Genomic DNA, 25,151 nt, shown 5'->3' on the forward strand with positions numbered 1-25,151 from the left:
CTTCGGGCTAATCGAGGCGTATTGTTTTCGCCTGGCCCTGGCTGCTCCCTGCATGCGCTTATAACGTGTTTGGTCAGTGCAACACCTGAGAAATATTAAGCACGGTGATACCGGGCTGGTAAGAATAACAGGGCTGACGTAACAGCCCGATAGCTGTTTTTTGTTGGGGTACCCTATGAGTTTTGAGTGGTTACATCCTTTACTGATTGCGACAGCGTTGGTGCTGGCGGTGATCGGTGCTGTGCGCCGGGTGAATCTGTGGCGTGCCGGTAAACCGGATCGGATCAATCTGATCGCGGGTCTCATGGCGATGCCCGGACGTTATCTGCATGACCTGCATGATATCGTCGAGCGCGACAAATATATGTCCAAAACCCACGCTGCGACTGGCGGTGGTTTTGTGCTCTCCGCATTATTAATCATCCTGGTTCATCTGCTGGGCTTCGACAACCAGATTCTGGCCTGGGCGCTGCTGGCAGCACTGGCTCTGATGTTTGTCGGCGCGCTGTTTGTATTTAAGCGTCGCCTACATCCCCCCAGCCGGATCTCAAAAGGTCCGTGGATGCGTTTGCCCAAAAGTTTGCTGGCGTTTGCTGGCGCATTCTTTGTGCTGACACTGCCGGCTGCCGGTGTACTGCCTGACGGTAGTGGCGGCGTGCTGTTGACCGTGATACTGACTGCGCTGATTATCTGGGGTATGGGTGAGCTGTTCTTCGGGATGACCTGGGGTGGTCCGATGAAGCACGCCTTTGCTGGCGCGCTGCATCTGGCGTTCCATCGCCGTCAGGAGCGCTTTGGTGGCGGTCGTTCGACCGGCCTGAAGCCGGTTGATCTGACTCTGGCTAAAGAGATTGGTGGTGTGCTGGGCGTGGCGAAGCCAACCGACTTTAAATGGAACCAGCTGCTGGGATTTGATGCCTGCGTTCAGTGTGGTAAGTGTGAAGCGATGTGCCCTGCATTTGCGGCCGGTCAGCCTCTGAATCCAAAGAAACTGATTCAGGATATGGTGGTGGGTCTTGCCGGCGGAACGGATGCTAACTATGCCGGTAGCCCTTACCCGGGTAAAGAGGTCGGTAATGCCAAGGGCGGTCCTGATCATATTATTACCGATGGCCTGATCGATCCTGAAACCCTCTGGTCCTGTACCACCTGTCGTGCCTGCGTCGAAGAGTGTCCGATGATGATCGAGCATGTGGACGCCATCGTCGATATGCGCCGCTACCTGACTATGGAAAGAGGTAAAACGCCTAACAAGGGTGCAGAGGTACTGGATAACATTATCGCCACCGATAATCCTAACGGTTATGCGCCGGCCAGTCGTACTAACTGGGCTGCGGATCAGAACCTGCCGTTGATGCGCGATGTGAAACAAGCCGAGGTATTGTTCTGGGTTTCTGATGGTGCGTTTGATATGCGTAGCCAGCGCATCCTGCGCGCTTTCGTCAAACTGCTGAAAGCGGCTAATGTTGACTTTGCGGTATTGGGTGATGAAGAGCTGGACAGTGGTGATGTTGCCCGTCGTCTGGGTGATGATGCCACTTTCCAGAGTCTGGCGAAGCGTAATCTTGAGGTATTGTCACAGTATACATTCAGTAAGATCGTTACCACCGATCCCCATGCGTATCACTGTCTGCGAAATGAATACAGTGACTTTGGTTCAGATGCCCTGGATGGAGTGGAGGTGCTGCACCATACAACCTTCCTGAATCAGCTGGTTCAACTGGGCCGTCTGAAACTGAATAACTTTAGTGGCGCAAAAGTAACCTATCACGACCCGTGCTACCTGGGACGTTATAATGGTGAATATGAAGCGCCCCGTGAGCTGTTGCGCTCCATGGGTATCGAGATCGCTGAGATGGAACGTTCCGGCTTCCGTTCCCGCTGCTGCGGTGGCGGAGGGGGGGCTCCGATTACCGATATTCCGGGCGAACGCCGTATCGCGGATATGCGGATGGAAGATGCCAGCAGCACCGGTGCTGAGCTGGTAGCTGTTGGCTGCCAGCAGTGTACTGCGATGCTCGAGGGTGTTGTTGAGCCCCGCCCTGAGGTGAAAGATATTGCCGAGATTCTGATGGATCAGCTTGTCGATCCATCGGCTGAAAATTCACGTCAGGATCGACTGGCTGAGGAGGTGCACTGATGAGCGCTCATAATTCACAGGATCTGTTGCGCCGGGATCCCCGTGCTGAGTGGATCGCCCGTAACCGTTTACACCCTCTGCATGGCTCTGTTGTCAGTGCTGATATGGGTGAGGTGCGCGGGCCGACAGGGTTGCTGCGTAAAAACCCCCATAAGGTTGGCTTTATTGGTCCCAATGGTATTAAGCGTATCGATCGCTTAAAAGGCAATGCAGCGGGTGCCGGAAAAGGCCGCCGCAGCAGTGCTGCACAGGATATTCAGCTGCCGTTGCACCAGGTGGAAAACCCCGACTTCTATGTTGTGGTGGTACCGGATATGGTGGGTGGTCGTCTGACCGCTCACGATAAAGATGTCATTGGTCAGGCGCATAAACTGATTACCGGAGCTGAAGGTAACGGCGCGGTGCTGGCCGTTTGCTTTGGTCAGAGTAAAGAGGAACATTTTGACACGGCCGGTGTTGACCGCCTGTTGCTGCTGGAGGATGAGTGCTATGAAGGCTACCGTCCCGAACAGCGGTTGGCAGCGCTGGTGCAGGTCGAGTCTGCTTATAAGCCACAATTCTGGTTATTTCCCGACAGTGTCAATGGTGGTTCTGATCTGGGCTCCCGTCTGGCAGCGCGTATTGGCGAGCGTCCGGCGGTACAAGCCTGGCTGGTCGATAGTGACTCCACAGTTTGTCGGGGTGCGGGAGGGACTACGGATATCACCCGCAGTACACCGCGTCTGTTGATGCTGGCAGAGGAGTGTGCCGATCCGATCGATGAAACCCGTCACGAAGCACTACCGGTGGAACTGGATTCGGTGCCTGCTGTAATTGCTCAGCTGCAGGATCGGGGACAGGTAGCCGTTGATCCGAATGCGATCTCGCTGGCTGAGGCAGAGTTTATTCTCTCTGCGGGTAACGGTATCCATAACTGGGATCAGTTCCACTCAGCGGCTGCTGTGCTGGGTGCCACCGAGGGTGCCAGCCGGGTCGCGGTGGATGATGGCTTTATGCCGCGCTTCCGTCAGGTTGGTGCCACGGGTACCTGGGTGACTGCCCGGGTTTATCTGGCGGTGGGGATCTCCGGTGCGATTCAGCATATGCAGGGGATTGGGCAGTGTGACAAGGTGATCGCGATCAATACTGATGCGGGCTGCGATATGGTTAAGCGTGCCGCGCTCAGTGTGATTGGTGATAGTGAAGCAATACTGGGTGAACTGATAAAGCTGGCAGAAGATTTCCGTGCCCAGCAATCTGCCGGAGGTGATCGCGATGCAGCCTAATCAATTCAACGTCGATGCGGCGAATAAACTGAAAATAGTATCGCTGGTGTCGGTGGGGAAACATCCTCAGTCTGGCCGTATGCGTCGGGCAGATCAGGACAGTCGCGCTGTCGAGCTGGGCCTTAAACTGACCGGTGATAACCACTCAGGCGAAAGTCTGGTGGTACTGCACGCAGGTGATCCCGGCGAGCCGAACCTGAGAAGCTATGCGGGGATGGGGCTAAAATCGGTACGGGTATTACAGCTTGATCCGGCCGCCGATGCCATTTTGCCGCTAGGGCAGCATCTGCAACAGTGCGGTGCCGATATTGTACTGACCGGTGTACGCGCCGAGAGTGGTGAGTCCTCCGGAATGGTACCCTATCAACTGGCGGAAAAACTCGGCTGGCCGATAGTGCCACGGGTGGCGGATATCGTTTCTGTGAAAGGTGGTGTGGCTGAGGTATTACAGGCATTGCCACGGGGTCAGAGACGTTCTGTAATGGTCAAGCTACCCTTCATCGCCAGTGTTGATTCTGCTGCCCCTGAGGCCAGGCAGAGCGCCTTCGGCCCCGCCAGTCGCGCACTGATGGATATCGAAGTGGTCAGCGCTTCCGTTGATGACGTACGTCAGGCCTGGGAAGAGGCGGCGGCCCGTAAACGGCCTAAGCGTCTGAAAGTTGTCAAAGCTAAAACGGCTGCAGAGCGCTTTAAGGCGGCGACTGCAAAATCCCAGGGTGATGGTGGTAAAGTGATGAAGAATGAGTCTGCAGCTGAGCAGGCGCAGGCGATCTTTGATCTGCTCAAAGAGGAGGGGGTTCTTCGCTAAGGTTTGGCGGATCGGGTCAGAATCCTGTTTTATTTAAAATAGCGACAGTTGGTAATAATGCTATGAATTGTCGTTAATTGTAAATAAAGTGCCGTTTACTGTGGGTATCATGTGATTTTTGTTCTGTACTATTGATCCTGCTTCTTGCACTTAGTTTCTATCAGAAACAGCCTGACCCGAAAACTGAATCTCTAATCCGATTCACCAGGCAATTGTTGACCACTCCGAAGGTTCACGGCTTCGGAGTGGTTTTTTTTTGCCCTGGTCCGATTTGGGTCCGTTAGCGGTTTGCCCTCTGTTTTGTTAGACTAACTCCGATGTTGCTGCAGATAGGATTTAATCTGGCATGGAGTCTGGGACTCCGGGCTTTTAATGTTTGTTTCATGCCGGATTATATATGTCCTAAACCAGCCATTATGGTCTGCCTTTTATATCTGCTTTGTTGTTTTTCTCCTCTTTTCTGCGTTAAAAGCTATCTGTCGAGAACGGTCATTTTGTGATTCTTTGTGTCGTTATAAGTCAGCTGTTGACTAGCCTTTGGTCGTAGAATCGAAGCGACCTGTTTAATAATTAACCGGAAGTCGTTGCTGGCTACAGCAGTTAAGAGTTGATGCAGGAACTGTCAGAAAAGTTGCAGATCATATCGCCATAGGCTCTGGCGATTCTTGGGGGTCTGCGTGCAGGCTTGATAGATATATAAAAAGAAACTGGAGTAGTTCTATGAATGAAGAAGTTCACTTCCGCCCTAAGTCTGAGGAATATACCTCGGACTATAAAGCTGGGCAGGATAATATTCAGGTGTTGGGGATGGATATCCATAACCCTGTTTTTACCACCAGTGCAGTGGCCATTCTGGCTTTTATCACACTGACTCTGATCTTCCCGGCAGACGCAAAAGCGATACTTGAGGGCGCGCGAACCTGGTCGATTGAAACTTTCGACTGGCTGTTTATGATTGGCGGCAACGTTTTTGTGTTGTTCTGTCTGCTGATGATTGTTCTGCCGGTGGGTAAGGTTCGCCTGGGTGGAGCTGCAGCCAAACCGGAGTTTAGCCGCATGTCGTGGTTCTCAATGCTGTTTGCTGCGGGTATGGGTATTGGTCTGATGTTCTGGAGTGTGGCAGAGCCGGTGGCTTATTACACCGACTGGTGGGGAACACCTCTGAACGCGGAAGCCAAAACCCCTGCCGGTGAAGCTGCAGCGATGGGCGCCACCATGTTTCACTGGGGACTACACCCATGGGCCATTTATGGTGTCGTAGCGCTGGCGCTGGGATTCTTTACTTACAATAAAGGTCTGCCACTGACAATTCGTTCTGCTTTTTATCCACTACTGGGTGAGCGGGTATGGGGCCCAATCGGTCATGTTATTGATATTGTTGCAGTGTTGGCAACTATCTTCGGTCTGGCAACGTCCCTCGGTTTGGGGGCTTCTCAGGCTTCAGCAGGGCTGAACTTCCTGTTCGGTGTGGATAATACGATCTCTACCCAGATTGCGGTTATTGTCGTCGTGACATCAATCGCGATTTTCTCCGTTGTCCGCGGACTTGATGGTGGTGTAAAGATACTCAGTAATATCAATATGGGGCTTGCTGCACTGCTGCTTCTGTTTGTGATCGTTGCTGGTTCGCTGTCAGGCTTTTTCAGTAACCTGTGGCTGACCGTCAGCAGTTATACAACTGAAATTCTGCCGCTGAGTAACTGGATTGGCCGTGAAGATGAGAAATTCTACAGCGGCTGGACAGTGTTCTACTGGGCCTGGTGGGTATCCTGGTCTCCTTTTGTCGGTATGTTTATTGCGCGGGTGTCAAAAGGTCGCACAGTGCGTGAGTTTATGATCGCAGTCCTGCTGATTCCTACAGTGGTTTCAGCGGTCTGGATGGCGGCATTTGGTGCTCAGGCGCTGGATCAGGTTCAGAGTGGTACAGGTGCACTGGCAAATGGTCTGGGTGATGTGTCGCTGGCGATGTTCCAGATGCTGGAAAACTTACCAATGGCTCAGATTACTTCCGCTCTGGCAATTCTTCTGGTGCTGGTTTTCTTTGTCACTTCATCCGATTCCGGTTCGCTGGTAATTGATTCAATTACCGCAGGTGGTAAGGTTGATGCACCGGTGCCACAGCGTATCTTCTGGGCGGTATTGGAAGGGCTGATTGCGGGTGTTCTGCTGTATGGTGGTGGATCCGAAGCACTTAAAGCATTACAGGCTGGCGCGATAACCACCGGCTTGCCATTTACTGTTATCCTGTTGTTGATGTGTATCAGTATCTACAAGGGATTGAAGACAGAGGTATAAGCCAGTCTGAGATTCATCGTTTAGGAAAAAGCTGGCCTGGTGCCAGCTTTTTTTGTTTAATTCAGACTGTTTAGCTTTCTCTGTTTAAATGCGGCGTAAGTGTGATTCAGGAAAAATAGTGCGAGAACGTCAATATGATGATTACTGACCTGATTGATCAGGATGATTTCTATGAGTATCTGAAAGGCGCAGGTGTGCCGCTTGAGCAAGGGCTTTCTCCATGGGAGTGTAGTAAGGCTGCATTGCACTGGTTGTCCACTCAGGATGAGCTGGGACGTGCTCAGTTCGCTGAGTCTGTTGCTCTGTTGCAGAAACAGATACCGGTGATGTTGCCCGAGGTGCAGGATGCTTTAGCTGTGTTGGCCGATGCTTTATAGGCGATTGCTGGCTGGTCTGAAAATGGCTGATCTGAAAACGATAGTGTATCAAGCCGATAAGCTATTTATCGGCTTTTTTGTGCCCTGCTGACCTGGTGTCGCAAAAGCGGTTGGTGGCTGTGTCGTTTACGGTAATGGTTTACGTTAATGAGAGCGATGGCGGTCAGCAGACTGGATGTGTTTAACCGGTTTTCAGGGGGCGGATATTGAAAGTAAGTAGCTGCTGCCAGAGTGATGTTGAGGTAAGTGGCAGCAAAGACTGTCGTAAAAAATCGAGCTGTATACAAATAAAAAAGGCTGATGTTATGACACATCAGCCTTTTTTGCGTATATGAGAGACGCTTATTTTGCCTTCAGGTTCTTCTGTACGGTGTCGCTGTACCATTCCAGAAAGTTAACAATACCGAACTCAAAAGTTTCTGAGTAAGGGCCTGGCTGATAGCCGACAGAGTTAATACCGCGCTGGTTTTCTTCACCCAGAATACGATCCTGATCGTTGGTGGCATCCCAGACCTGACGCAGGCGCTCTGGATCGTAATCCACACCTTCAACTGCATCTTTGTGAACAAACCATTTGGTTGTTACGATAGATTCCTGTGCAGAGATTGGCAGCACCCGGAAGACGATAAAATGGTCAGACTGCATGTGGTTCCAGGAGTTAGGCAGGTGCAGGATGCGCATTGAGCCCAGCTGTGGATTCTTAATCCGCCCCAGCATTTTCTTACAGCCGGTTTCTCCATCAATCGTCATGACCTTGGTGCCCTTTTTCAGTGGCATACGGACGATACGGTTGCGCAGGCCTGGACCGAAACTGCGATGCTCGTGAGGGATGCCTTCGGCATCCCACTGTGCGGCCTGGTCTTTACAGTAATCTTTAAATTCCTGAGATGCGCGTGGATCGTTGGTGTCGTCCCACTCTAGCAGCGTGTTCAGCAGTTCTGGATGGTTACCAACGCAGTGGTAGCACTCACGGTTATTTTCGATAACCAGTTTCCAGTTAGCCTGCTCATACATGTTGGATTCCACCGCCAGTTTGGTGTTTTCAACATCGTAGGGCTCCATATATTCATCCAGTGTGCTAAGGAACTGGTCAAAGTCGCCTTCAGGTTCCTCTTTACCCAGGCAGACAAAGATAAATCCACCGGCGGTTTTGCAGAACGCTTTTTTCAGGCCGTGTTCTTTCAGTTCAAAGCTTTCACCCATCTCGGTGCCCGCGAACAGCAGGTTGCCCTTCAGGTCATAGGTCCACTGATGGTATGGGCAAACCAGATTCGCCACTTTACCGCGATGTTCAGTGCACACACGTGAACCACGATGACGGCAGGTGTTATGAAAAGCATTGACACTGCCATCCGCATCGCGCACTACCAGCACTGGGTTTTGTGCGATCTCAACCGTGAAATAATCGCCCTTAGCCGGAATCTCACTGGTCATACCCACAAACAGCCACTCTTTCTGGAATACTTCCTCAACATCGATCCGGAACATCAGTGGATCGTTATACAGTGGTTGAGGCAGGGAGTAATTCGCCGGACGGGCCTCAAGCATTGTCGCCATTTCCTGGCGCGCATCATGGATAGTCGCGCAGGTGGTGTTTAATAGATCATTTTGGTTCATCAGTTCGATCTTCCTTCAATGCACTGCTGTGCTGTTTATTATAGTCGATCAGGAATAACCCCGATCTGAATAGTGATATAGAACGAGCTAATCCTCCTCCAAGGTGTATTTACAGGATTGACCATTAACGACAGGAATAAGTACATAAATCGACCTGTAATGCCCATATCTATTGGGATGGTCGCAATAAGCAAATAAATGTCGTTTGTAGTTAATATTTCAAAACCTGCTGGGCAGACAATGCACTCATTGAGTATGATTGATGGGCTGAAGTTTGTATAACCCGATGTTGGGACAAGCTTTCAGCCTGATGACTGAACCGATTTATAGCTGTGCACAGATGAGAGATACGCTATGACAAATACCATCCCTGCCACCGTTGGCTCCGATAGCTTCATCCCGGTCAATACCCAGACCTGGGTCAATGGTCGTCACAATGTCCGTTGTGTCAAAGTGATCCATGAAACCTGGGATGTGTGTACCTTCTGTTTTATGTCTGAACAGCCGGTGATGTACTTTTTTAAACCAGGACAATTTGTCACCCTTGAGTTAGAGATCGAAGGGCAGATGGTGATGCGCTCCTACACTATCTCCAGCTCACCATCGGTGCCTTATAGTTTCTCCATTACGGTGAAAAAAGACCCTAATGGACAGGTCTCAAGCTGGTTGCATGAGAACCTCAAAGAGGGCGATGAACTGGCGGTGCATGGTCCGGTAGGGCTGTTCAACTGTATCGATTTCCCCGCCAGAAAAGTGTTGCTGTTATCCGGTGGTGTCGGCATCACTCCCATGATGTCGATGGCGCGCTGGTGGTTTGATACCAATGCCGATGTTGATATTGCTTTTGTTCACAGTGCCCGCACGCCTAAAGATATTATCTTTCAGCGAGAGCTGGATCATATGGCATCACGAGTCAGTAATTTCGGCCTGCATCTGATCTGTGAAAAGATTGAAAATGGTCAGGCCTGGCACGGTTATCGTGGTTACCTGGATCAGGCCAAGCTGGAACTGATCGCGCCAGATTTTCTTGAGCGTGAAGTGTTCTGCTGTGGTCCGACGCCTTATATGAATGCCATTAAAAAGCTGCTTCAGGATAACGGCTTTGATATGAGCCATTATCATGAAGAGTCATTTGGTGCGACTCCGGTAGAGATTGAAGAGGAAGCCTTTGAAAATGCCGAGATCGCTCAGGAAGAAGCGGAGGCGCTGACGCAGGAGGATATGATACGGGTTGAGTTTGCCAGTAAAGGGATGAGTATTCATATCGCTCCTGGTGATACCCTGCATACTGCCGCGGCTAAACTCGATCTGCTGATTCCAAAAGCCTGTGGTATGGGGATCTGCGGTACCTGTAAAGTGCTGGTTAAAGAGGGGGAAACCGTCATGGAGCATAACGGCGGTATAACCGACGACGATGTGGCTAATGGATATGTGCTTTCCTGCTGCACCACAGCAACAACAGATGTTGTGATCGATTTTTGACGGCTGTTCAGGAAACATTAAAAAATCGCCTGCGGGCGATTTTTTTCGCTTAAAGCAGTCGCTTTGAGTACAGTCAGTTGTTAACTCAATATTAGCCGGACGATACGATGCAGGCAGAACAGATAGAGATTGCAGGTTTTCTGAAACAGTACCCGCCCTTCAATGCGTTGCCTGAACCGGTGATCGATGAGATCGCCTGTCAGGTTGAGATCAGCTATTTTAGGGCTGATAGCGATGTGTTTCAGTTTGGCGATGAGATCCATGATCTGTGTGTTATCCGCAGCGGTGCGGTTGAGATCTATCGTCGCAATGGGGATCTGTATAACCGATTGAGTGAGGGAGAGCTGTTTGGCCAGCTGAGTCTGCTGATGAGTCAGCGAGTCAGATTGCCCGCCCGAACGATAGAGGACTCGCTGATCTACTTTATCCCCGAAACGCTGTTCAGCTCTCTGTGTGAACGGTTTGACTCATTTGCCTATTTTGTTGAGATGGACGATAACCGTTTGCGCCAGGCGGTATCCAGCAAACAGGAAAGCAGTGATCTGATGGTGTCTAAAGTGACCGCACTGATCAGCCGGACGCCGGTCTGGTTAGATACCTCTACCACGATTCGCCAGGCAGCACAGAAGATGACCGAGGAGGGGGTATCTTCGCTGCTGATTATGCAGCCGCAGCGGGGGGATGATGGATCGGCAGAGTACACATTGGCGGGTATTATCACTGATCGTGATCTGCGCACCCGGGTGGTCGCTACCGGTCTTGATCTGGAATCCCCGGTGACCCAGGTGATGACCCAGGATCCGGTTACTCTGGATGATGATGCTTATGCCTTTGAAGCGATGCTGACCATGCTGCGCTATAACCTTCATCATCTGCCGGTGCTACATGATGATAAGCCTGTTGGGGTGCTGGCAACCTCTGATATTGTTCGTTATGAGTCGCAAAGCAGTCTCTATATGGTCAGTAATATCATGCGTCAACCCAGCGTTGAGGAACTGGCCAAGTTACAGCCACAGATCAGCGCGTGTTTTGTGCGTATGGTCAGTGAAGATGCTAACTCCCATATGATTGGCAGTGCGATGTCGGTGATAGGCAGAACGTTTAAGCAACGCTTGCTGGAGCTGGCAGAGGAGAAGCTGGGACCACCCCCTTTGCCATACTGTTTCCTGGCGCTGGGCTCAATGGCCCGGGACGAGCAACTGGTGGTGACTGATCAGGATAATGCCCTGATTCTTGATAATGGCTATCGGCCGGAAATTCATGGTGAGTATTTCAAACAGCTGGCGACCTTTGTCAGTGATGGTCTGAATAGATGCGGTTATACCTATTGCACCGGAAAGATTATGGCGACCAATCCTGAATGGCGCAAAACCCGGCAGCAGTGGGAATCGACGTTTGCTGACTGGATGGATAATCCGTTGCCGGAAGCATTGCTCAACTGTTCAATATTTTTTGATCTTGATGGCGTCTGGGGGAAAACTGAGTGGGCCTCGCAGCTGAATACCTTTATCTCTCTACGGGCTCAGCGGTCACCAAAGTTTCTTGCCAGTCTGGCGCGTAACGCCCTGAACAGGACACCGCCGTTAGGGTTCTTTAAGAATTTTGTTATGGAGCAGGATGGTCAGCACCGTAACTCTATTAACCTTAAACGCCGGGGTACCGCCCCGCTTGCCGACCTGATCCGGGTACATGCACTGGCAGTTGGTTCCAGAGTACAAAACTCTTTCGAGCGGCTGGATGATGTGGTGGATGCTGATATTCTGCCACCAGGCAAAGCTGCCGACCTGAGAGATGCGCTGGAGTTCATTTCGATGGTCAGGATTCGTCATCAGGCGGCTGATATTGAGGCCGGACGGGAACCTTCCAATAACGTAAAACCAGAGAAGCTGACCGACTTTGATCGTCGTAATCTGAAAGAGGCATTTCAGGTGCTCAGTAATAGTCAGCGATTCCTGAAATTCCGCTACCCATTTTCTGGCAGATAGAGAGTGACTATTGTGACCAATAAAAGTGCTCGTATCCCCCCCGGCGTCAGGGAAGGTGGCCACTCCAAGATCACTGCGGAGGAGGGGGAGAACTGGGCCGCAGTTTATCGGGACAGGGTGGATACTGTCGATGATGAGCGACTTCGCTGGTTTTATCAGCAGGGAGTTGTTGCTGCCGAAACGCCGCTGGATCAGGTCTCTTTCGTGGCGCTGGATTTTGAAACCACAGGGCTGAGTGCTGAGCAGGATGAGATCATCAGCATCGGTCTGGTTCCTTTTGATCTGAACCGCATCCGTCTGCGCGAGAGTCGTTACTGGTTATTAAAGCCCAATCAGGGATTAACAGAAACATCTGTTCCTTTTCATGGTATTACCCATTCGCAGCTGGATGATGCCCCCGACCTTATTCATATTCTGGAACAGGTGCTGGCTGCCGTTGCCGGTAAAATTGTTGTCGTGCATTACCGTTATATTGAGCGGGAGTTTTTTTACACAGCGGTGAAAAAGCGGTTGGGGGAGGGGATCCTCTTTCCAATGGTCGATACTATGGAGCTGGAAGCGCAGCTCTATCGGCGCGGTATCTGCAGCCAGATTAAACGTCTGTTAGGGGCAAAACAGGAGTCGATCCGCCTGGGGGACAGTCGACTACGGTATAGCTTGCCACATTATGGACAGCACCATGCGCTGACTGATGCCATTGCCACCGCAGAGTTATTACAGGCGCAGATTCAGCACCGTTATAGTCCCTCTGTACCGATCAGTGATCTCTGGATCTGACGGATGGCAACAGGCAAAAAAAACCACCGGTGTGTCCGGTGGTTTTTTTTTGCTATAACCGCTGAGATCTTAAGCGGCTACTGAACCGTGGGGGTCGATAACGAATTTCTTCGCTGCACCACCATCAAAATCAGCATAGCCATCCGGCGCCTGATCCAGGGAGATCATCTGTACGTTGACCGCTTTAGCGATATCAACTTTGTCAAACAGAATAGCCTGCATCAGTGCACGGTGGTATTTCATAACCGGGCACTGGCCGGTGTGGAAGGAGTGGGACTTCGCCCAGCCCAGGCCAAAGCGCATACTCAGAGCGCCATGTTTAGCCGCGTCATCGATAGCGCCCGGATCTTCTGTGACATACAGACCTGGAATACCGATAGCACCGCCGGCACGGGTCATCTGCATGGCAGAGTTGAGTACCGTCGCCGGAGCTTCTTTGCCGTGGTTGCAACCACAGGCATGGGCTTCAAAGCCAACGCAATCGACGAATGCATCGACTTCACGCTCACCCAGAATCGCTTCCAGCTTATCGGCCATCTCGCCTTCCTGACGCAGATCGAGAGTTTCACAACCAAAGCTGCGCGCCTGCTCCAGGCGATCCTCAATCATGTCGCCAACGATGACGCAGGCTGCCCCTAACAGCTGGGCGGATACTGCCGCTGCCAGACCCACAGGACCTGCGCCAGCAATATATACAGTTGAACCAGGGCCAACGCCAGCCGTCACACAACCGTGGAAGCCGGTTGGGAAGATGTCAGACAGGAGTGTCAGGTCACGGATCTTCTCCATCGCCTGATCGGAATCGGGGAATTTCAGCAGGTTGAAGTCAGCATAAGGCACCATGACATACTCTGCTTGTCCTCCTACCCAGCCACCCATATCGACGTAACCGTAAGCGGCACCCGGGCGGGCGGGGTTGACGTTGAGGCAGATTCCGGTGTTACCCTCTTTACAGTTGCGGCAGCGGCCGCACGCGATATTGAAAGGCACTGACACGATATCACCCGGTTTAAGGAATTCGACATCATTACCGCACTCGATAATCTGACCGGTGATTTCGTGGCCCAGTACCAGACCGGCCTGCGCGGTGGTCCGTCCACGCACCATATGCTGGTCGGAACCACAGATATTGGTGGTCAGCACCCGCAGGATGACACCGTGATTGCACTTACGTTTACCCAGAGAGAGTTCTGGGAAGGCGATTGACTCAACTGCGACTTCACCCGGGCCTTTATAGACAACACCACGGTTGGCATGGTTGCTACACATGGTAATACTCCTGTTATTTTTGTATTGGTACACCTGAAATAGATGTATTGGATACAATAACGCAATAATTACAATATTAGATATTAAATAATTAAATTTTGGATCCAATATTGTGTTTCTACTCCTCTGCCGTCATTAAGGCTGGCAGATGTCAGGACATCATAGGCGCTGATTGCAGGCTTCGACTGCCTGCCACCGCGCAGGAATTGATCAGAACCGACATGTGAAACAGAAAAATCTCAGTGAAACGCAGTTTTTGACGGTGAAACTGTGTGTTGACAGCTCTTATGTACATTGATGTTGATCAATTAATGCGTTGGCTGATGTCGCTCAGGGGTATGTGAAACTGAAGTCAGGTCGTTTTCAGGTATTCTTGGTTTGATCTAAATCAAATAATATTGATCGAGTCGTTCAGCAAGAAGATAAAACATACAGTAAAAAGCTGAGTAAAAAAACGACAAAAGGGGCAGGCGAAATCACAGTTCTGTGAGTTCTTCGGCCATTCTTAATTGTCCTGGAAAATAAGAAAACTAACGTGAGTAGCATCGGTGCGACGTTGCTAGGCTCTTTGCATCTTCTATTACGCGTTAAATAAGGGGGCACGACTATGACTACGTCCACAGCTTTGGAACCGATCAAGGATTACCAAAAAGTTACCCGTGTGGGTTTCTTATTGCTGAATAACTTCACTATGATCGCGCTGGCGTCAGCCATCGAGCCTCTGCGGATGGCAAACCAGCTTTCCGGTCATGAGCTTTATAGCTGGCATATGGTGTCCGAAAGCGGCGGACAGGTGAGCGCCAGTGATGGCTTGAGTTTCACACCCGATTTTTCCATCGCGGATATGCCTGAGCTCGATCTGCTGATCGTTTGTGGAGGCGTTGATATCACCCGCAGTTTTACCCACAAGCAGGTTAGCTGGTTACAGTTAATGGGGCGTCGAGGAGTGACACTGGGTGGCATCTGTACCGGTGCTTATCTGCTTGCCCATGCAGGCTTGCTGGATGGTTATGACTGCAGCACTCACTGGGAGTGCATGGCCTCCCTGCAGGAGCACTATCCAAAGGTAAACTGTAATAACCGTTTGTTCACCATAGACAGAAACCGTATGACCTCATCCGGCGGCGTTTCTCCGATGGATATGTTCCTGCATATGGTGACTCTGCAGCATGGTCCGAAACTGTCGATGGCAGTGTCGGACATGTTTATCTGCGACCGTATTCGCAGTGAGTTCGACCAGCAGCGTGTCCCCCTGCGTCAGTTACATAATTGCGGCGACAGCAAGCCGAAACTGGTGGATGTCATTGAGCTGATGGAGAACAACCTGGAGGAGCCGATAGGGCTGGATGAGCTGGCAGCGTTCGTTGATGTATCGCGGCGCCAGCTGGAACGGATGTTTCTTAAATATCTCAACTGCTCGCCGTCCCGTTATTATCTGAAACTGCGGCTGGACCGGGCGAGACAGTTGTTAAAACAGTCCAGTATGGCGATTGTAGAGATCTCCACCGCATGTGGGTTTGTCTCGACCCCCCATTTCAGCCGTTGCTATCGCAAACATATCGGCATCTCCCCGAGAGATGAACGAAAAGGGGTGACTCCGGTTTCTCAGCAGCAGAGCGGTGTCGAGGTCGAAGAGCCAATTGAAGAGAGCGGTTTCTTCGCCAGTATGAAGCGGTCTGTTGCGGTGTTACATTCGGCGCAGGCTGAGCCCAGTTTTGGTTCTGTAGCTATCTGAAATAGTCTTGCTGCAGCCAGATGGGGGTTCTCTGAATCCTATCTGGCTGCGTCTAACTCTACCCCTATACCTTACCGTATGTTTTAGCAGTGGCTGTGCGTCTGAGGCTGATTGCTGAATATTTGCATCTTCAGAAGTGGGTTGCTATACCATCCTTTTAACCGGTCACCCGTGACAGGTGATGATCCTGGTCATCTGACTCCCGAGCGGTGGATATTCTGATACTTACAGAAGGACACGGGGAATATGAAGCACACTCGACACAACACCGCCCCGGCAGATGGCGACGCCCGTAAATCGATCCGGCCGGTTATCTGTTATCCGGTCGATACGTTACCCAAGCCTGAAATGCACCTTTATACAGCCGCGCGTAAAACTATGAAACTGGTTGATACGGTAATTGTAGCCCCCCGTGAAGCCAGCGTTTTCCGGGTTCCGGCAGGTCATTTCTTCCGTATTGTCAGTGTTGAGGGCGCGCAGGTTGGCGATCTGAATCTCTGGTCAGAGGGCGATCTGAATGAACGCTTTTACAGCGGCAAAACCCGGGCGCTGCATGGCACCCATCTGAGTACCGGCGACCGGATGTGGAGCAGTTTTCCTCATTTGCGGCCGATGGCGACCATTACCTGGGATACGCTCGACTGGTATGGTTTTGATTCAGATGGCGGGTCGGTTCACGATGTTATCGGCACCCGTTGCGACCCTTATACCCATCATCTGCTGAGTGGTCAGGATTACCACCACTGCTGTCACTCGAATCTGACCCGGGCACTGGCCGCTGAAACCGGGCTGTCACTGCAGCAGGCTGAAACTCATGTGCACGATGTTCTGAATGTATTTATGTGCACCGGTTTTACCCGGGATAGTCATCAATACTTTATGAAGGCCAGTCCGGTCAGGCCAGGGGACTATCTGGAGTTTTTCGCCGAGATCGATCTGTTGGGGGCGTTGTCAGCCTGTCCGGGGGGAGATTGCAGTGCTGAACATTCCAGCGATACAGCGGCCTGCTATCCGCTGCATGTTGAGATTTATAAACCGGATCAGACCCTCCTTGAAGGGTGGTGTTCTCCGGAACCATCAGGTTACTCCGGTAGCCATGGAGAAAGACCCGGTTGTTAAGCGTCACGGCGCCTGCAGCCGCATAATGATCGATTAGCATCTCATCTGAGTATTATCCACGAAAGCTGTTTTCAGAATGTTGTTTACAAAGGGGCTGCATGGCTCCTTTTTTGTGCTTCGTTTTTCCCGCTTTAAATATTTCAGATCCTGTCCTTATCAGCATTGCTTCACTTGACCTTTATCATTGCCATTATGGCGTTTTTTTGCTGCAGCTTTTATCGACTATTTCAGAAGCGACGCTTAGCCTATCTGTTTGCGAAGTGGCTAAAAAATCGGTTTAAGGTAATCAAATCGCCATAAATTAAATGCGTGAATTATTATCCTGTCTTTATTTTGTATTCCATCTGTATCATCTGTATATATTGAAAAATTCAGATGTATTTTTCTGTATTGGATGTAATTGACCGATGATATTTATTGCTGGTATCTATGTGTTCCCGGGAAAAACAGAGCGGATTCTGCTGCAGTGATGCAGTGGTTATTTCAACTATAAGAACAGCGGTGAGTAGAAGAGATGAGCAAGATTGATACCCCGAAATGTAAGTCTGTATTTAGTAAGAAAGGCTTATTTTCATTTATGGCCGGTCTGGTGACTGCCGGAACCCTGATGGCGGGTTCGGCACAGGCAGTTACTCTGAAGATGGCTACTGACTCCGGCGCTAAGGGTTCGCCTGCCGGTGACACTCTGGATCGCTGGGCTGAACTGATTGAGAAAAATTCAGGTGGTGATATCGATGTAAAGGTGTTCTATCAGAACGAACTGGGCAGTCAGAATGAGGTATTCGATCTGCATGTGGCAGGTGATGTTGATCTCATGCTCAACTGGCCAATGACCTCCTATGATAAACGAATTGGCGTTATCTATACCCCTTACATGACTCTCTCCTGGGATGAGGCCCTCAAAGCCTATAGTCCGGGTGGCTGGGTCAACAATATGCTCGGAGGCATCTATTCCGATATCGGCCTGAAGTTCTTTGGTCCCTGGCCTGAAGGCTTTAACGGTGTTGCGACCCGGGGCAAATATGCCACGAATATTGCCGAAGCCGAAGGGCTTAAAGTTCGCACCATGACAGTATTTCCTGCGCCTCAGACAATGCAGGCGCTGGGTTATCAGACAGCTGCAATCGACTGGGGTGAAGTATATACCTCCCTGCAGACAGGTGTCGTAGATGGTGAAGCGGGTAACGTAATCTACTGGGACTATGAGTACTTCCGTGATCTGCTGGACTACTACGTACGCTCCAAGCACTTCTTCATGACCGGTGTTCTGAGTATGAATCAGGATTCGTTTGAAGGGCTGACTGAAGCTGAGCAAAAAGTAGTTGCTGATGCCGCAAATGAAGTGATGATGGCCCAGTTCAAAGCCGCTAAAGAGCAGGATCAGCACTATGTTGCTGAAGCTGAAAAAGCGGGTATGAAATACTTTGAGCTGTCTGACGAGCAGATTAAAGAGTTCGCCCGGGCTGCCCGTGAAAAAGTATGGCCGCTGATGGATCAGGAGATTGGCTCTGAAATTATGGACACCATTCGGAAAAACGCAACGCCGTTGTAACGTTTAGAGTCGCCGACGGCGGAGCAGAGACTGCTCCGCCGTTTTGCTTTCAGAGGTAGTACCATGATTGTGCGTTTATTTACTGGGCTGGACCAGAGAGTCGGTTGGCTGCTCAATGCAATGGCGCTTATCAGCAGTCTTATGCTGGTAGGGCTTATGCTGTTTCTCGTTGTGGCCCGTTATATTTTTGGCTGGTCGATTATCGGCCTGCTGGAACTGATCATGCTGTTTGGTATGTGGTTGTATATGGTGGGTGGACTGATTGCCAGCCGTAAACGGGAACACCTGGTAGTCGATTTTCTACAGACCAGTATCCGCGACCGGCAGATTCGCCGCTTGCATCAGGGCTTCATCTCCCTGATAACGCTGGTGATCACGGCCTTCTTTGTTTATCTGTCTTACCGGATGCTGACCTGGGGCCTGCGTCGGCCACAGCATACCCCGGGCCTGTCAATCCCCCTGTGGATTCCTCAAAGCGCAATATTTTTTGCCAGTATCGGTTGCGCCCTTTACGCCCTGAGGGATTTTATTCAATGCCTGATCGGTTACCATCCGGAGCCGGTAGTTATCGCTGAAGTAAACCAGCAGGATATTCGCTGATGGAAGGTTTAATTGCAGTAGGAATATTATTGTTCCTGATGATTTTCGGTGTGCCTGTTGCCTGGTCTTTTGCCGGTGTACTGGCGTATCTGACATTTGCATATGATGCTAATTTTAATACTTTGATGCTGCAGGGATACCGCTCTATTGATTCGGTCATTCTGATTGCCCTGCCGCTGTTCGTGCTCACCGGATACCTGATGCAGAGTGGTGGAATCGCTCTGAGGCTGGTGAATTTTATTGAAGTGCTGGTGGGTAAGCGCAAGGGAGGGATGGGAGCCTCAATGGTGCTGGCATCCGGTATTTTTGGTGCCATAGCCGGGACTGCCACAGCAGCTGTCGCGTCGATTGGCACGATTATGATCGGCCCGTTGGAGAAGCGTGGCTATCCCCGCGGTTACTCCTCTGCGTTGCTTGGAATCTCCTCACTGTTGGGTATTCTGATTCCTCCCTCGATCACAATGATTCTTTTTGCCGTGGTTACCAGACAGTCAGTTGCCGCCTGTTTTGCCGCCTCCATCGGCCCCGCACTACTGTTAATCGCTGGTTTGATTTTGGCAAACCGTTTTAGTGTTGGCCGCCTTTTTCAGGAGGTGTCGGCGGAGGCTAAAGATGGTTTGGAAGAGCTGCCCTCCAAAGGGACTGCTGCATTTCATGCGCTGCCTGCACTGTCTCTGCCAGTCGTTATTCTGGGGGGGATCTATGGCGGTATCTGTACGCCGACTGAGGCCGCTGCGATTGCTGCCTTTATGGCGATCCTGATCGGATTTTTTGTCTATCGTGACCTGAATATCAAGCGCCTGAGCTCAAGTGTTATTGCCGCGGCTGAAACAACAGGTACCGTCATTCTTATCCTGCTGTTCAGTTTTATGATTGGTCGGATACTGGCATCTGAGCGGATTCCGCAGGAGTTGACTGAGGTTATTACCGGATTGGTGAAAGATCCTCTGATGATTCTGATTGCCGTCAATATCTTTCTGATTGTGGCCGGCATGATTATGGATGATGTCTCTGTGACGGTCGTGGTTGCTCCTCTGTTTATGCCTCTGATGGTGGCCAGTGGGGTAGACCCGATTCATTACGCTTCAATTGTTGCCTGTTCTGTTGTTATCGGAGCCAACAGCCCACCGGTAGCGCCGATTCTTTATATGGCCTGCCGAATTGGACAGGTGCCTATTCATAAGGCTGTTATGCCGGCAATCGCACTGATGGGGTTAGTCGGTCTGCCGGTGATGGTGGTCACCAGCTTAGTGCCACAGCTGTCACTGTTCTTTCCCAAACTACTGGGTTTGATGTAAGTCTTATCGATGATAACTGAAGCAGCGTCTTGATTTTCAAGACGCTGCTTGTTGTTCCAACAGCGCTTCGCACCTTGCTCGTTATTTGGACCTTCCTCTATATGGGTGGAAAGTACGCTTTGCGAGAAGATCGGATTTTTGAGGGGCGTCTCTTTATGATTGAATTGAGCTTAGAGTCGTCTGACTCTCTATGCTTTTTCTAGCGCCTGGCAAGGGGCGAAGCCGCGTCTAACGATTCGCGTAGCGACCTTCTAACGACCTACCATGAGCCAGCCTTTTACTCCCTCCTGTTCTTTCTATAAAATATTTTGCACACCTGATGCTGTTCATGCGCGGATGTTGATTCCAATAACTCAATACAGACGGCGGTAACTGAAGTGGAAAATATGGATGTTGGCGAACGGTTAAAGGCGATTCGCAAGATGAAGGGGCTCTCACAACGGGAGTTGGCAAAACGTGTGGGCGTGACCAACAGTACGATCTCAATGATCGAAAAGAATGGTGTCAGCCCTTCGGTCAGTTCATTAAAGAAAGTGCTCTCGGGTATCCCGATCTCTATTGGAGATTTCTTCACCCTGGATATTGATGAGATGGAGTCTGAAAGTGTCGTCTATAAGGCTGAGGATATGCCCGATATCGGCTCCAATAATGTCAGTCTTAAGCTGATAGGTGCGCGTAATAAGGGGCGTTCAATGGATCTTCTGAAAGAGCGCTATGAACCCGGTGCGGAAACCGGACCTGAGATGTTGCAACACCCCGGCGAAGAGGGTGGGGTGGTGATCAGTGGTGAGATTGAGCTGACGGTGGGCTTTGAGGTGTACCATCTGAAAGCGGGGGACGGCTACTATTTCAACAGTAACCGGCCCCATCGTTTTCGTAATATTTCGGATGAAGTGTGCGAAATAATCAGCGCTAACCCATCGGTTTAACCATTGGCTTGCGTTTTTTCTGCCGCTTCAGCGGCGGGCTTTTCCTGGGTGCTGATTGTTGTGTCTGAGGGGGTGTCCCCATCCAGTTTGATCACCGGCTTTTGCAGAATCAGTGTGTTGGGGTAGGTGATGATCTCTCCCTGACGACGGATAATGACGTGGAATAGCGTGATCTCGTCGACGATGCCACTGATATTTTCATCCTTATCCACAATCTTTATAAAATCGCCAACCCGGTAGGGAAAACCGAAGAAAATAATCAGACTGGCGGTTATATTGCTCAGAATTGACCATTGGGCAAACATCGCCACGCCAATCACTGCAAAAACCGACGAGAGAAATACCGATAGCTGAGAATAGTGGATCCCTAATAGCAGTGTCAGCAGTGTTAAGAACAGCAGCGTCAGGGCGATATTAAGTGTTTTGGCAATATACTTAATACGATATGGGTCTGTGTCTTTCAGCTTCCCCAGCCGGTTGATATTGCGGTTAATAAAGCGGATCGCGATGGCATAGGTGGCAATCAGCACGATAACGATTAGGTATTTCATCCCTTTTTTATCTCCGGGTCTGGATTATCTTTATGGTCAGAATTATCTGTATGCTCTGTCGTTGCGCTCAATTGGTCCAGTTTGGTATGCAGGCGCATGATCTGTAGCTCCAGCTTCAGGTTGATTTCATAGGTCGCATCCTGCTTGATCCTGTCTTTTGCGGCCTGGCGGTTCTGCGACATCATGATAATCGGCGCCTGAAACGCGGCCAGACTGGAAAGCCCAAGGTTTAGCAGGATATAGGGGTAGGGATCAAAGGGGGTATCAATCAGCAGATAGCTATTGACGCCTATCCAGGCGACGATAAAGAGAAAAAACAGACTGATAAACCACCATGAGCCGCCAAAGCGAGCGACAACATCCGCGATTCTCTGTCCGGTCGTCAGACTATCACTGAAAGCGTTGTTCACATTTTCAGATACCGTGGTGTGTTCGGCGATACTGTTAATGACTTTCTGCTCTTTCTCGGCCAGCGAGCTGTAGCTCTGCCCCAGAAGGGCTTTCGCCAGATTTTCAAAATAGCGTTTCATAGGTTCCCCCATGGTTGGTTCCGGTCTGCTCAGTCTCATCTGTTGTTTAGAGTGCTGTAGCCGGATGTGGGTCAGATGATAACCGATTCCTCGCGGGAAATTCTCAACTGGTTGGCAGATTTCCTCTGTTGATAAACCGATAGTAGAAGGTAGTCAGGCGTTAGTTAACTGTTATTTAAACGTTAACCGGTAAATATTATCTCTGGACTCTGGACTCTGGACTCTGGACTAAGCAAGCTCGCTAATCAGAGTAGCCTGTTGCAATGAGTGCCGTTGGGTGGGGAAATAAAAAAGCGGACCTCTTTTTCAAGAGGTCCGATAAAAAACCGGCTCCGGTGGGGGACGACCATCCGACTCCAGTGGTTTTAAAACGCCAGGGCGGGCTTAACCGAACATCTCTTCTGCGGTTTCACGCAGCACGTTGACCAGGCGGTCGATATGGTTGGTTTCGATGGTCAGAGGAGGGGAGAACGCAACAATGTTGCCCATTGTCCGCACCATCACTCCGCGCTTATAGCAGCCTTTCTGGAAGTCCAGTCCGATCGGGCCGTTAGAAGCTACCGAGGCGTCAAACTGCACTGCGCCAACCAGGCCGTAGTTACGCACATCGATCACTTTAGGAGCGTCTTTCAGGCTGTGCAGCTGGTTTTCAAAGTGAGTGCCAATGTCGCCGCTGGCGCGGGTCAGTAATCCCTCTTTCTCATAGATATCCAGGGTTGCCAGACCGGCTGCACAGGCAACCGGGTGCGCCGAATAGGTATAACCGTGGTAGAACTCGATACCTCCGACCGCTACGTTATTGACGATCTGATCGTGGATCCCATCCTTAACAAACACGGCTCCAAGAGGGATAACACCGTTGGTGATCCCCTTGGCAGAGGTGATCATGTCCGGTACCACATCAAACTCCTCTGCAGCAAAAGCGGACCCCAGCCGACCCCAGCCGGTGATCACTTCATCAAAGATCAGCAGAATATCGTACTGATCACAGATCTCACGCATCCGTTTGAGGTAACCCTTCGGTGGCATAATAACGCCACCGGCACCACTCATTGGCTCAATGATAACTGCGGCGATGCTGTCGGCACCGTGGAAGTGAATTAGTTGCTCCAGCGCTTCAGCTTTATCGATACCCTGTTCAGGCAGACCTTTGCTAAACGCGTTGTTAGCGATATCCAGAGTATGTGGCAGATGGTCAACTGGCAGTAGCGGACCAAAACCAGTACGGTTTGGAGTCAGGCCGCCAACGGAGATACCACCGAAGTTAACGCCGTGGTAAGCCATCTCCCGTCCAAGGAATTTGGTTTTTCCTCCTTTACCCCGTGACTTGTGGTATTGCAGTGCGATCTTCAGGGCTGACTCAACGGCTTCAGAGCCGGAGTTAGCAAAGAAGACTTTGTTCAGCCCGGTGGGGGTGTGCCTGATCAGCCGGTTGGCAAATTCAAAACCGATCTCATGACCAAAGTTGAACGGTGAAGCATAGTCCAGTTCACGCAGTTGCTGGCTGACTGCATCAGCGATCTCACTACGACCGTGTCCCGCGTTGACACACCACAGGCCCGCCGTGGCGTCCAGTATTTCCTGACCTTCGTTGGTGTAATACATAACGCCTTCAGCACGCTGGATAATGCGTGGCTGGCTTTTGAAGTCCCGGTTCGCCGTAAATGGCATCCAGAACGCATCCATATTGATGTTCGTGCTCATGGGAAAACCCTGTTTAAGTTATTAGTAATGGCCGGTTACTGAGATCAGTTCAGCATAGAACGGTTTTTTTAAAGGGTGGCCTTATGGAGTCATAGTAACGCTAGTGTTAAAGTCTTATAAATAACAAACATTGAATGCTTACTTTGATGTTTATAAAACTATTTTGAGGGTCGTCTGATGGTGGGTAAGGCGTTGCAAAGCATGGCCAAGGTAGGGGATTATGAGATTCGTCTGCTGCGGGTTTTTAAAACGGTGGTTGAGTGTGGTGGTTTTTCTGCGGCTGAGGTGGAACTGAATATCAGTCGTTCAACCATCTCGGTGCATATGTCCAACCTGGAGGCGCGTCTGAAGCTTAAACTCTGTCAGCGGGGGCGTTCCGGATTTGCCCTGACCGAGGAGGGGCTGACTATCTACAACGCCACCCGACAGCTGTTTTCCCGACTGGCGGAGTTTCGCTCTACTGTTAACGCCCTGCACCAGCAGATGACCGGTGAAGTGAGAATTCTGACATCGGATACCATCAGTCTGGATGAGCGTTGTGGCCTGGATAAGGTGCTGGCCGAGTTTGCCGCCCTGGCACCGGATGTGTATATCAGCTTTGATACCGCCCCGCTGGGAGAGATTGAGCGACGGGTGATCAACGGAGAGGCGGATGTCGGTTTTATTCCCCATCACAGAGATATCGAGGGGCTGGATTTTCTGCTGATGTATAAAGATAAGTCACTGCTCTATTGTGGCGACCGCCATCCGCTGTTTCATGAGCAGGATGCGCAGCAGCTTAATGAATCACTGAAAGCCTGTAAGCTGGTACATGCCGGCGTGCTGACCAGCTCTGAAGCGAGTATGCAGCTGGCCGAGATGAATAAGGCAGCAGAAGCCTACTACTACGAAACCCGGGCGACGATGATTTTATCGGGTGTTTATGTGGGCTTTCTGGCTGAGAAGTTTGCTCAGCAGTGGGTTGAGCAGGGACGGATGCGGGCTTTGTTGCCCGACACCCGGTTCTATAATCTACAGGTTGCGGCGATCAGTCGCCGTTCGGGCCCATTGAATAAACCCAGGGATCTGTTTATTGAGCTGCTGACTCAGCACATTCAGGCGTTGGAGTAAGCGCTCCA

General features: G+C 50.8%; 20 protein-coding genes. 15 read left to right on the forward strand and 5 right to left on the reverse strand.

The window, feature by feature from the left end; genetic code table 11:
* Positions 1 to 175: 175 nt before the first annotated feature.
* The 5 genes from OCU43_RS07095 to OCU43_RS07115 all read left to right on the forward strand — a co-directional run bounded on the left by OCU43_RS07095 (position 176) and on the right by OCU43_RS07115 (position 6,885).
* Entirely contained in the window at positions 176 to 2,140 is a 1,965-nt protein-coding gene (locus tag OCU43_RS07095; RefSeq protein WP_091352779.1) for a (Fe-S)-binding protein, read from the forward strand.
* A complete protein-coding gene (etfA, locus tag OCU43_RS07100) occupies positions 2,140 to 3,405 on the forward strand; it encodes an electron transfer flavoprotein subunit alpha (protein ID WP_091352781.1) in 1,266 nt (421 codons plus the stop codon). The genes OCU43_RS07095 and etfA overlap by 1 nt, the downstream gene beginning before the upstream one ends.
* Positions 3,395 to 4,213, forward strand: coding sequence for an electron transfer flavoprotein subunit beta (etfB, locus tag OCU43_RS07105; protein WP_091353858.1), 819 nt, complete (start codon positions 3,395 to 3,397; stop codon positions 4,211 to 4,213). Before etfA ends, etfB begins: the two co-directional genes overlap by 11 nt.
* Positions 4,214 to 4,933: 720 nt before the next feature.
* Complete coding sequence (locus OCU43_RS07110; protein WP_091352784.1) at positions 4,934 to 6,508, forward strand: BCCT family transporter; 1,575 nt, start codon at positions 4,934 to 4,936, stop codon at positions 6,506 to 6,508.
* A 134-nt stretch (positions 6,509 to 6,642) separates the two neighbouring features.
* Positions 6,643 to 6,885, forward strand: coding sequence for a hypothetical protein (locus tag OCU43_RS07115; protein WP_091352786.1), 243 nt, complete (start codon positions 6,643 to 6,645; stop codon positions 6,883 to 6,885).
* 342 nt (positions 6,886 to 7,227) lie between these two features.
* Here OCU43_RS07115 and gbca read toward each other — a convergent pair whose 3' ends face one another.
* Positions 7,228 to 8,502, reverse strand: coding sequence for a glycine betaine monooxygenase oxygenase subunit (gene gbca / locus OCU43_RS07120; protein WP_091352788.1), 1,275 nt, complete (start codon positions 8,500 to 8,502; stop codon positions 7,228 to 7,230).
* Between the two features lie 354 nt (positions 8,503 to 8,856).
* Here gbca and gbcB point away from each other — a divergent pair, with 354 nt between their 5' ends.
* The 3 genes from gbcB to OCU43_RS07135 all read left to right on the forward strand — a co-directional run bounded on the left by gbcB (position 8,857) and on the right by OCU43_RS07135 (position 12,746).
* Entirely contained in the window at positions 8,857 to 9,984 is a 1,128-nt protein-coding gene (gene gbcB, locus OCU43_RS07125) for a glycine betaine monooxygenase reductase subunit (RefSeq protein WP_091352790.1), read from the forward strand.
* 107 nt (positions 9,985 to 10,091) lie between these two features.
* A complete protein-coding gene (locus OCU43_RS07130; RefSeq protein ID WP_091352792.1) occupies positions 10,092 to 11,969 on the forward strand; it encodes a putative nucleotidyltransferase substrate binding domain-containing protein in 1,878 nt (625 codons plus the stop codon).
* A 12-nt stretch (positions 11,970 to 11,981) separates the two neighbouring features.
* A complete protein-coding gene (locus OCU43_RS07135; protein WP_245756474.1) occupies positions 11,982 to 12,746 on the forward strand; it encodes a 3'-5' exonuclease in 765 nt (254 codons plus the stop codon).
* A gap of 69 nt (positions 12,747 to 12,815) precedes the next feature.
* Here OCU43_RS07135 and fdhA read toward each other — a convergent pair whose 3' ends face one another.
* Positions 12,816 to 14,015: a formaldehyde dehydrogenase, glutathione-independent gene (gene fdhA / locus OCU43_RS07140; RefSeq protein WP_091352794.1), complete on the reverse strand. Its 1,200-nt coding sequence runs from the start codon at positions 14,013 to 14,015 to the stop codon at positions 12,816 to 12,818.
* A gap of 607 nt (positions 14,016 to 14,622) precedes the next feature.
* Here fdhA and gbdR point away from each other — a divergent pair.
* From gbdR to OCU43_RS07170, 6 genes are all read left to right on the forward strand, one after another.
* Positions 14,623 to 15,750 carry a choline metabolism transcriptional regulator GbdR gene (gbdR, locus tag OCU43_RS07145; protein WP_091352796.1) on the forward strand — a complete coding sequence of 376 codons (1,128 nt, stop codon included), beginning with the start codon at positions 14,623 to 14,625 and terminating at the stop codon, positions 15,748 to 15,750.
* A 246-nt stretch (positions 15,751 to 15,996) separates the two neighbouring features.
* Positions 15,997 to 16,869: an urea carboxylase-associated family protein gene (locus OCU43_RS07150; protein WP_091352798.1), complete on the forward strand. Its 873-nt coding sequence runs from the start codon at positions 15,997 to 15,999 to the stop codon at positions 16,867 to 16,869.
* A gap of 514 nt (positions 16,870 to 17,383) precedes the next feature.
* The gene (gene dctP, locus OCU43_RS07155) at positions 17,384 to 18,421 is read left to right on the forward strand and encodes a TRAP transporter substrate-binding protein DctP (protein WP_245756475.1); all 1,038 of its coding nucleotides are present in this window, start codon (positions 17,384 to 17,386) and stop codon (positions 18,419 to 18,421) included.
* A gap of 63 nt (positions 18,422 to 18,484) precedes the next feature.
* Positions 18,485 to 19,021 (forward strand): TRAP transporter small permease, encoded by a 537-nt coding sequence (locus OCU43_RS07160; protein WP_091352801.1) that lies wholly within the window; start codon positions 18,485 to 18,487, stop codon positions 19,019 to 19,021.
* The gene (locus OCU43_RS07165) at positions 19,021 to 20,319 is read left to right on the forward strand and encodes a TRAP transporter large permease (RefSeq protein WP_091352803.1); all 1,299 of its coding nucleotides are present in this window, start codon (positions 19,021 to 19,023) and stop codon (positions 20,317 to 20,319) included. The genes OCU43_RS07160 and OCU43_RS07165 overlap by 1 nt, the downstream gene beginning before the upstream one ends.
* 386 nt (positions 20,320 to 20,705) lie before the next feature.
* A complete protein-coding gene (locus OCU43_RS07170) occupies positions 20,706 to 21,248 on the forward strand; it encodes a cupin domain-containing protein (protein WP_091352805.1) in 543 nt (180 codons plus the stop codon).
* Here OCU43_RS07170 and OCU43_RS07175 read toward each other — a convergent pair.
* The 3 genes from OCU43_RS07175 to aptA all read right to left on the reverse strand — a co-directional run bounded on the left by OCU43_RS07175 (position 21,245) and on the right by aptA (position 24,033).
* Positions 21,245 to 21,799 (reverse strand): mechanosensitive ion channel domain-containing protein, encoded by a 555-nt coding sequence (locus OCU43_RS07175; protein ID WP_091352808.1) that lies wholly within the window; start codon positions 21,797 to 21,799, stop codon positions 21,245 to 21,247. The genes OCU43_RS07170 and OCU43_RS07175 overlap by 4 nt on opposite strands.
* A complete protein-coding gene (locus OCU43_RS07180) occupies positions 21,796 to 22,329 on the reverse strand; it encodes a DUF1003 domain-containing protein (protein WP_091353863.1) in 534 nt (177 codons plus the stop codon). The genes OCU43_RS07175 and OCU43_RS07180 overlap by 4 nt, the downstream gene beginning before the upstream one ends.
* A 384-nt stretch (positions 22,330 to 22,713) precedes the next feature.
* Complete coding sequence (gene aptA, locus OCU43_RS07185; protein ID WP_091352811.1) at positions 22,714 to 24,033, reverse strand: omega-aminotransferase AptA; 1,320 nt, start codon at positions 24,031 to 24,033, stop codon at positions 22,714 to 22,716.
* A gap of 177 nt (positions 24,034 to 24,210) precedes the next feature.
* Between aptA and OCU43_RS07190 the strand changes: the two genes are divergently transcribed.
* A complete protein-coding gene (locus OCU43_RS07190) occupies positions 24,211 to 25,143 on the forward strand; it encodes a LysR family transcriptional regulator (RefSeq protein ID WP_091352814.1) in 933 nt (310 codons plus the stop codon).
* Positions 25,144 to 25,151 lie beyond the last annotated feature (8 nt).

The sequence above is a fragment of the Amphritea atlantica genome (genome assembly GCF_024347255.1).
Classification (GTDB): domain Bacteria; phylum Pseudomonadota; class Gammaproteobacteria; order Pseudomonadales; family Balneatricaceae; genus Amphritea; species Amphritea atlantica.

Excerpts from the sequence above, each read along its gene's own strand:
- OCU43_RS07165 (WP_091352803.1), top strand. The coding sequence starts at position 19,021 with ATGGAAGGTTTAATTGCAGTAGGAATATTATTGTTCCTGATGATTTTC.
- OCU43_RS07170 (WP_091352805.1), top strand. The coding sequence starts at position 20,706 with ATGGATGTTGGCGAACGGTTAAAGGCGATTCGCAAGATGAAGGGGCTC.
- OCU43_RS07150 (WP_091352798.1), top strand. The coding sequence starts at position 15,997 with ATGAAGCACACTCGACACAACACCGCCCCGGCAGATGGCGACGCCCGT.
- OCU43_RS07130 (WP_091352792.1), top strand. The coding sequence starts at position 10,092 with ATGCAGGCAGAACAGATAGAGATTGCAGGTTTTCTGAAACAGTACCCG.
- fdhA (WP_091352794.1), bottom strand. The coding sequence starts at position 14,015 with ATGTGTAGCAACCATGCCAACCGTGGTGTTGTCTATAAAGGCCCGGGT.
- OCU43_RS07190 (WP_091352814.1), top strand. The coding sequence starts at position 24,211 with ATGGTGGGTAAGGCGTTGCAAAGCATGGCCAAGGTAGGGGATTATGAG.
- OCU43_RS07095 (WP_091352779.1), top strand. The coding sequence starts at position 176 with ATGAGTTTTGAGTGGTTACATCCTTTACTGATTGCGACAGCGTTGGTG.
- gbcB (WP_091352790.1), top strand. The coding sequence starts at position 8,857 with ATGACAAATACCATCCCTGCCACCGTTGGCTCCGATAGCTTCATCCCG.
- OCU43_RS07115 (WP_091352786.1), top strand. The coding sequence starts at position 6,643 with ATGATGATTACTGACCTGATTGATCAGGATGATTTCTATGAGTATCTG.
- OCU43_RS07160 (WP_091352801.1), top strand. The coding sequence starts at position 18,485 with ATGATTGTGCGTTTATTTACTGGGCTGGACCAGAGAGTCGGTTGGCTG.
- gbdR (WP_091352796.1), top strand. The coding sequence starts at position 14,623 with ATGACTACGTCCACAGCTTTGGAACCGATCAAGGATTACCAAAAAGTT.
- gbca (WP_091352788.1), bottom strand. The coding sequence starts at position 8,502 with ATGAACCAAAATGATCTATTAAACACCACCTGCGCGACTATCCATGAT.
- dctP (WP_245756475.1), top strand. The coding sequence starts at position 17,384 with ATGAGCAAGATTGATACCCCGAAATGTAAGTCTGTATTTAGTAAGAAA.
- aptA (WP_091352811.1), bottom strand. The coding sequence starts at position 24,033 with ATGAGCACGAACATCAATATGGATGCGTTCTGGATGCCATTTACGGCG.
- OCU43_RS07110 (WP_091352784.1), top strand. The coding sequence starts at position 4,934 with ATGAATGAAGAAGTTCACTTCCGCCCTAAGTCTGAGGAATATACCTCG.
- OCU43_RS07175 (WP_091352808.1), bottom strand. The coding sequence starts at position 21,799 with ATGAAATACCTAATCGTTATCGTGCTGATTGCCACCTATGCCATCGCG.
- etfB (WP_091353858.1), top strand. The coding sequence starts at position 3,395 with ATGCAGCCTAATCAATTCAACGTCGATGCGGCGAATAAACTGAAAATA.
- OCU43_RS07180 (WP_091353863.1), bottom strand. The coding sequence starts at position 22,329 with ATGAAACGCTATTTTGAAAATCTGGCGAAAGCCCTTCTGGGGCAGAGC.
- etfA (WP_091352781.1), top strand. The coding sequence starts at position 2,140 with ATGAGCGCTCATAATTCACAGGATCTGTTGCGCCGGGATCCCCGTGCT.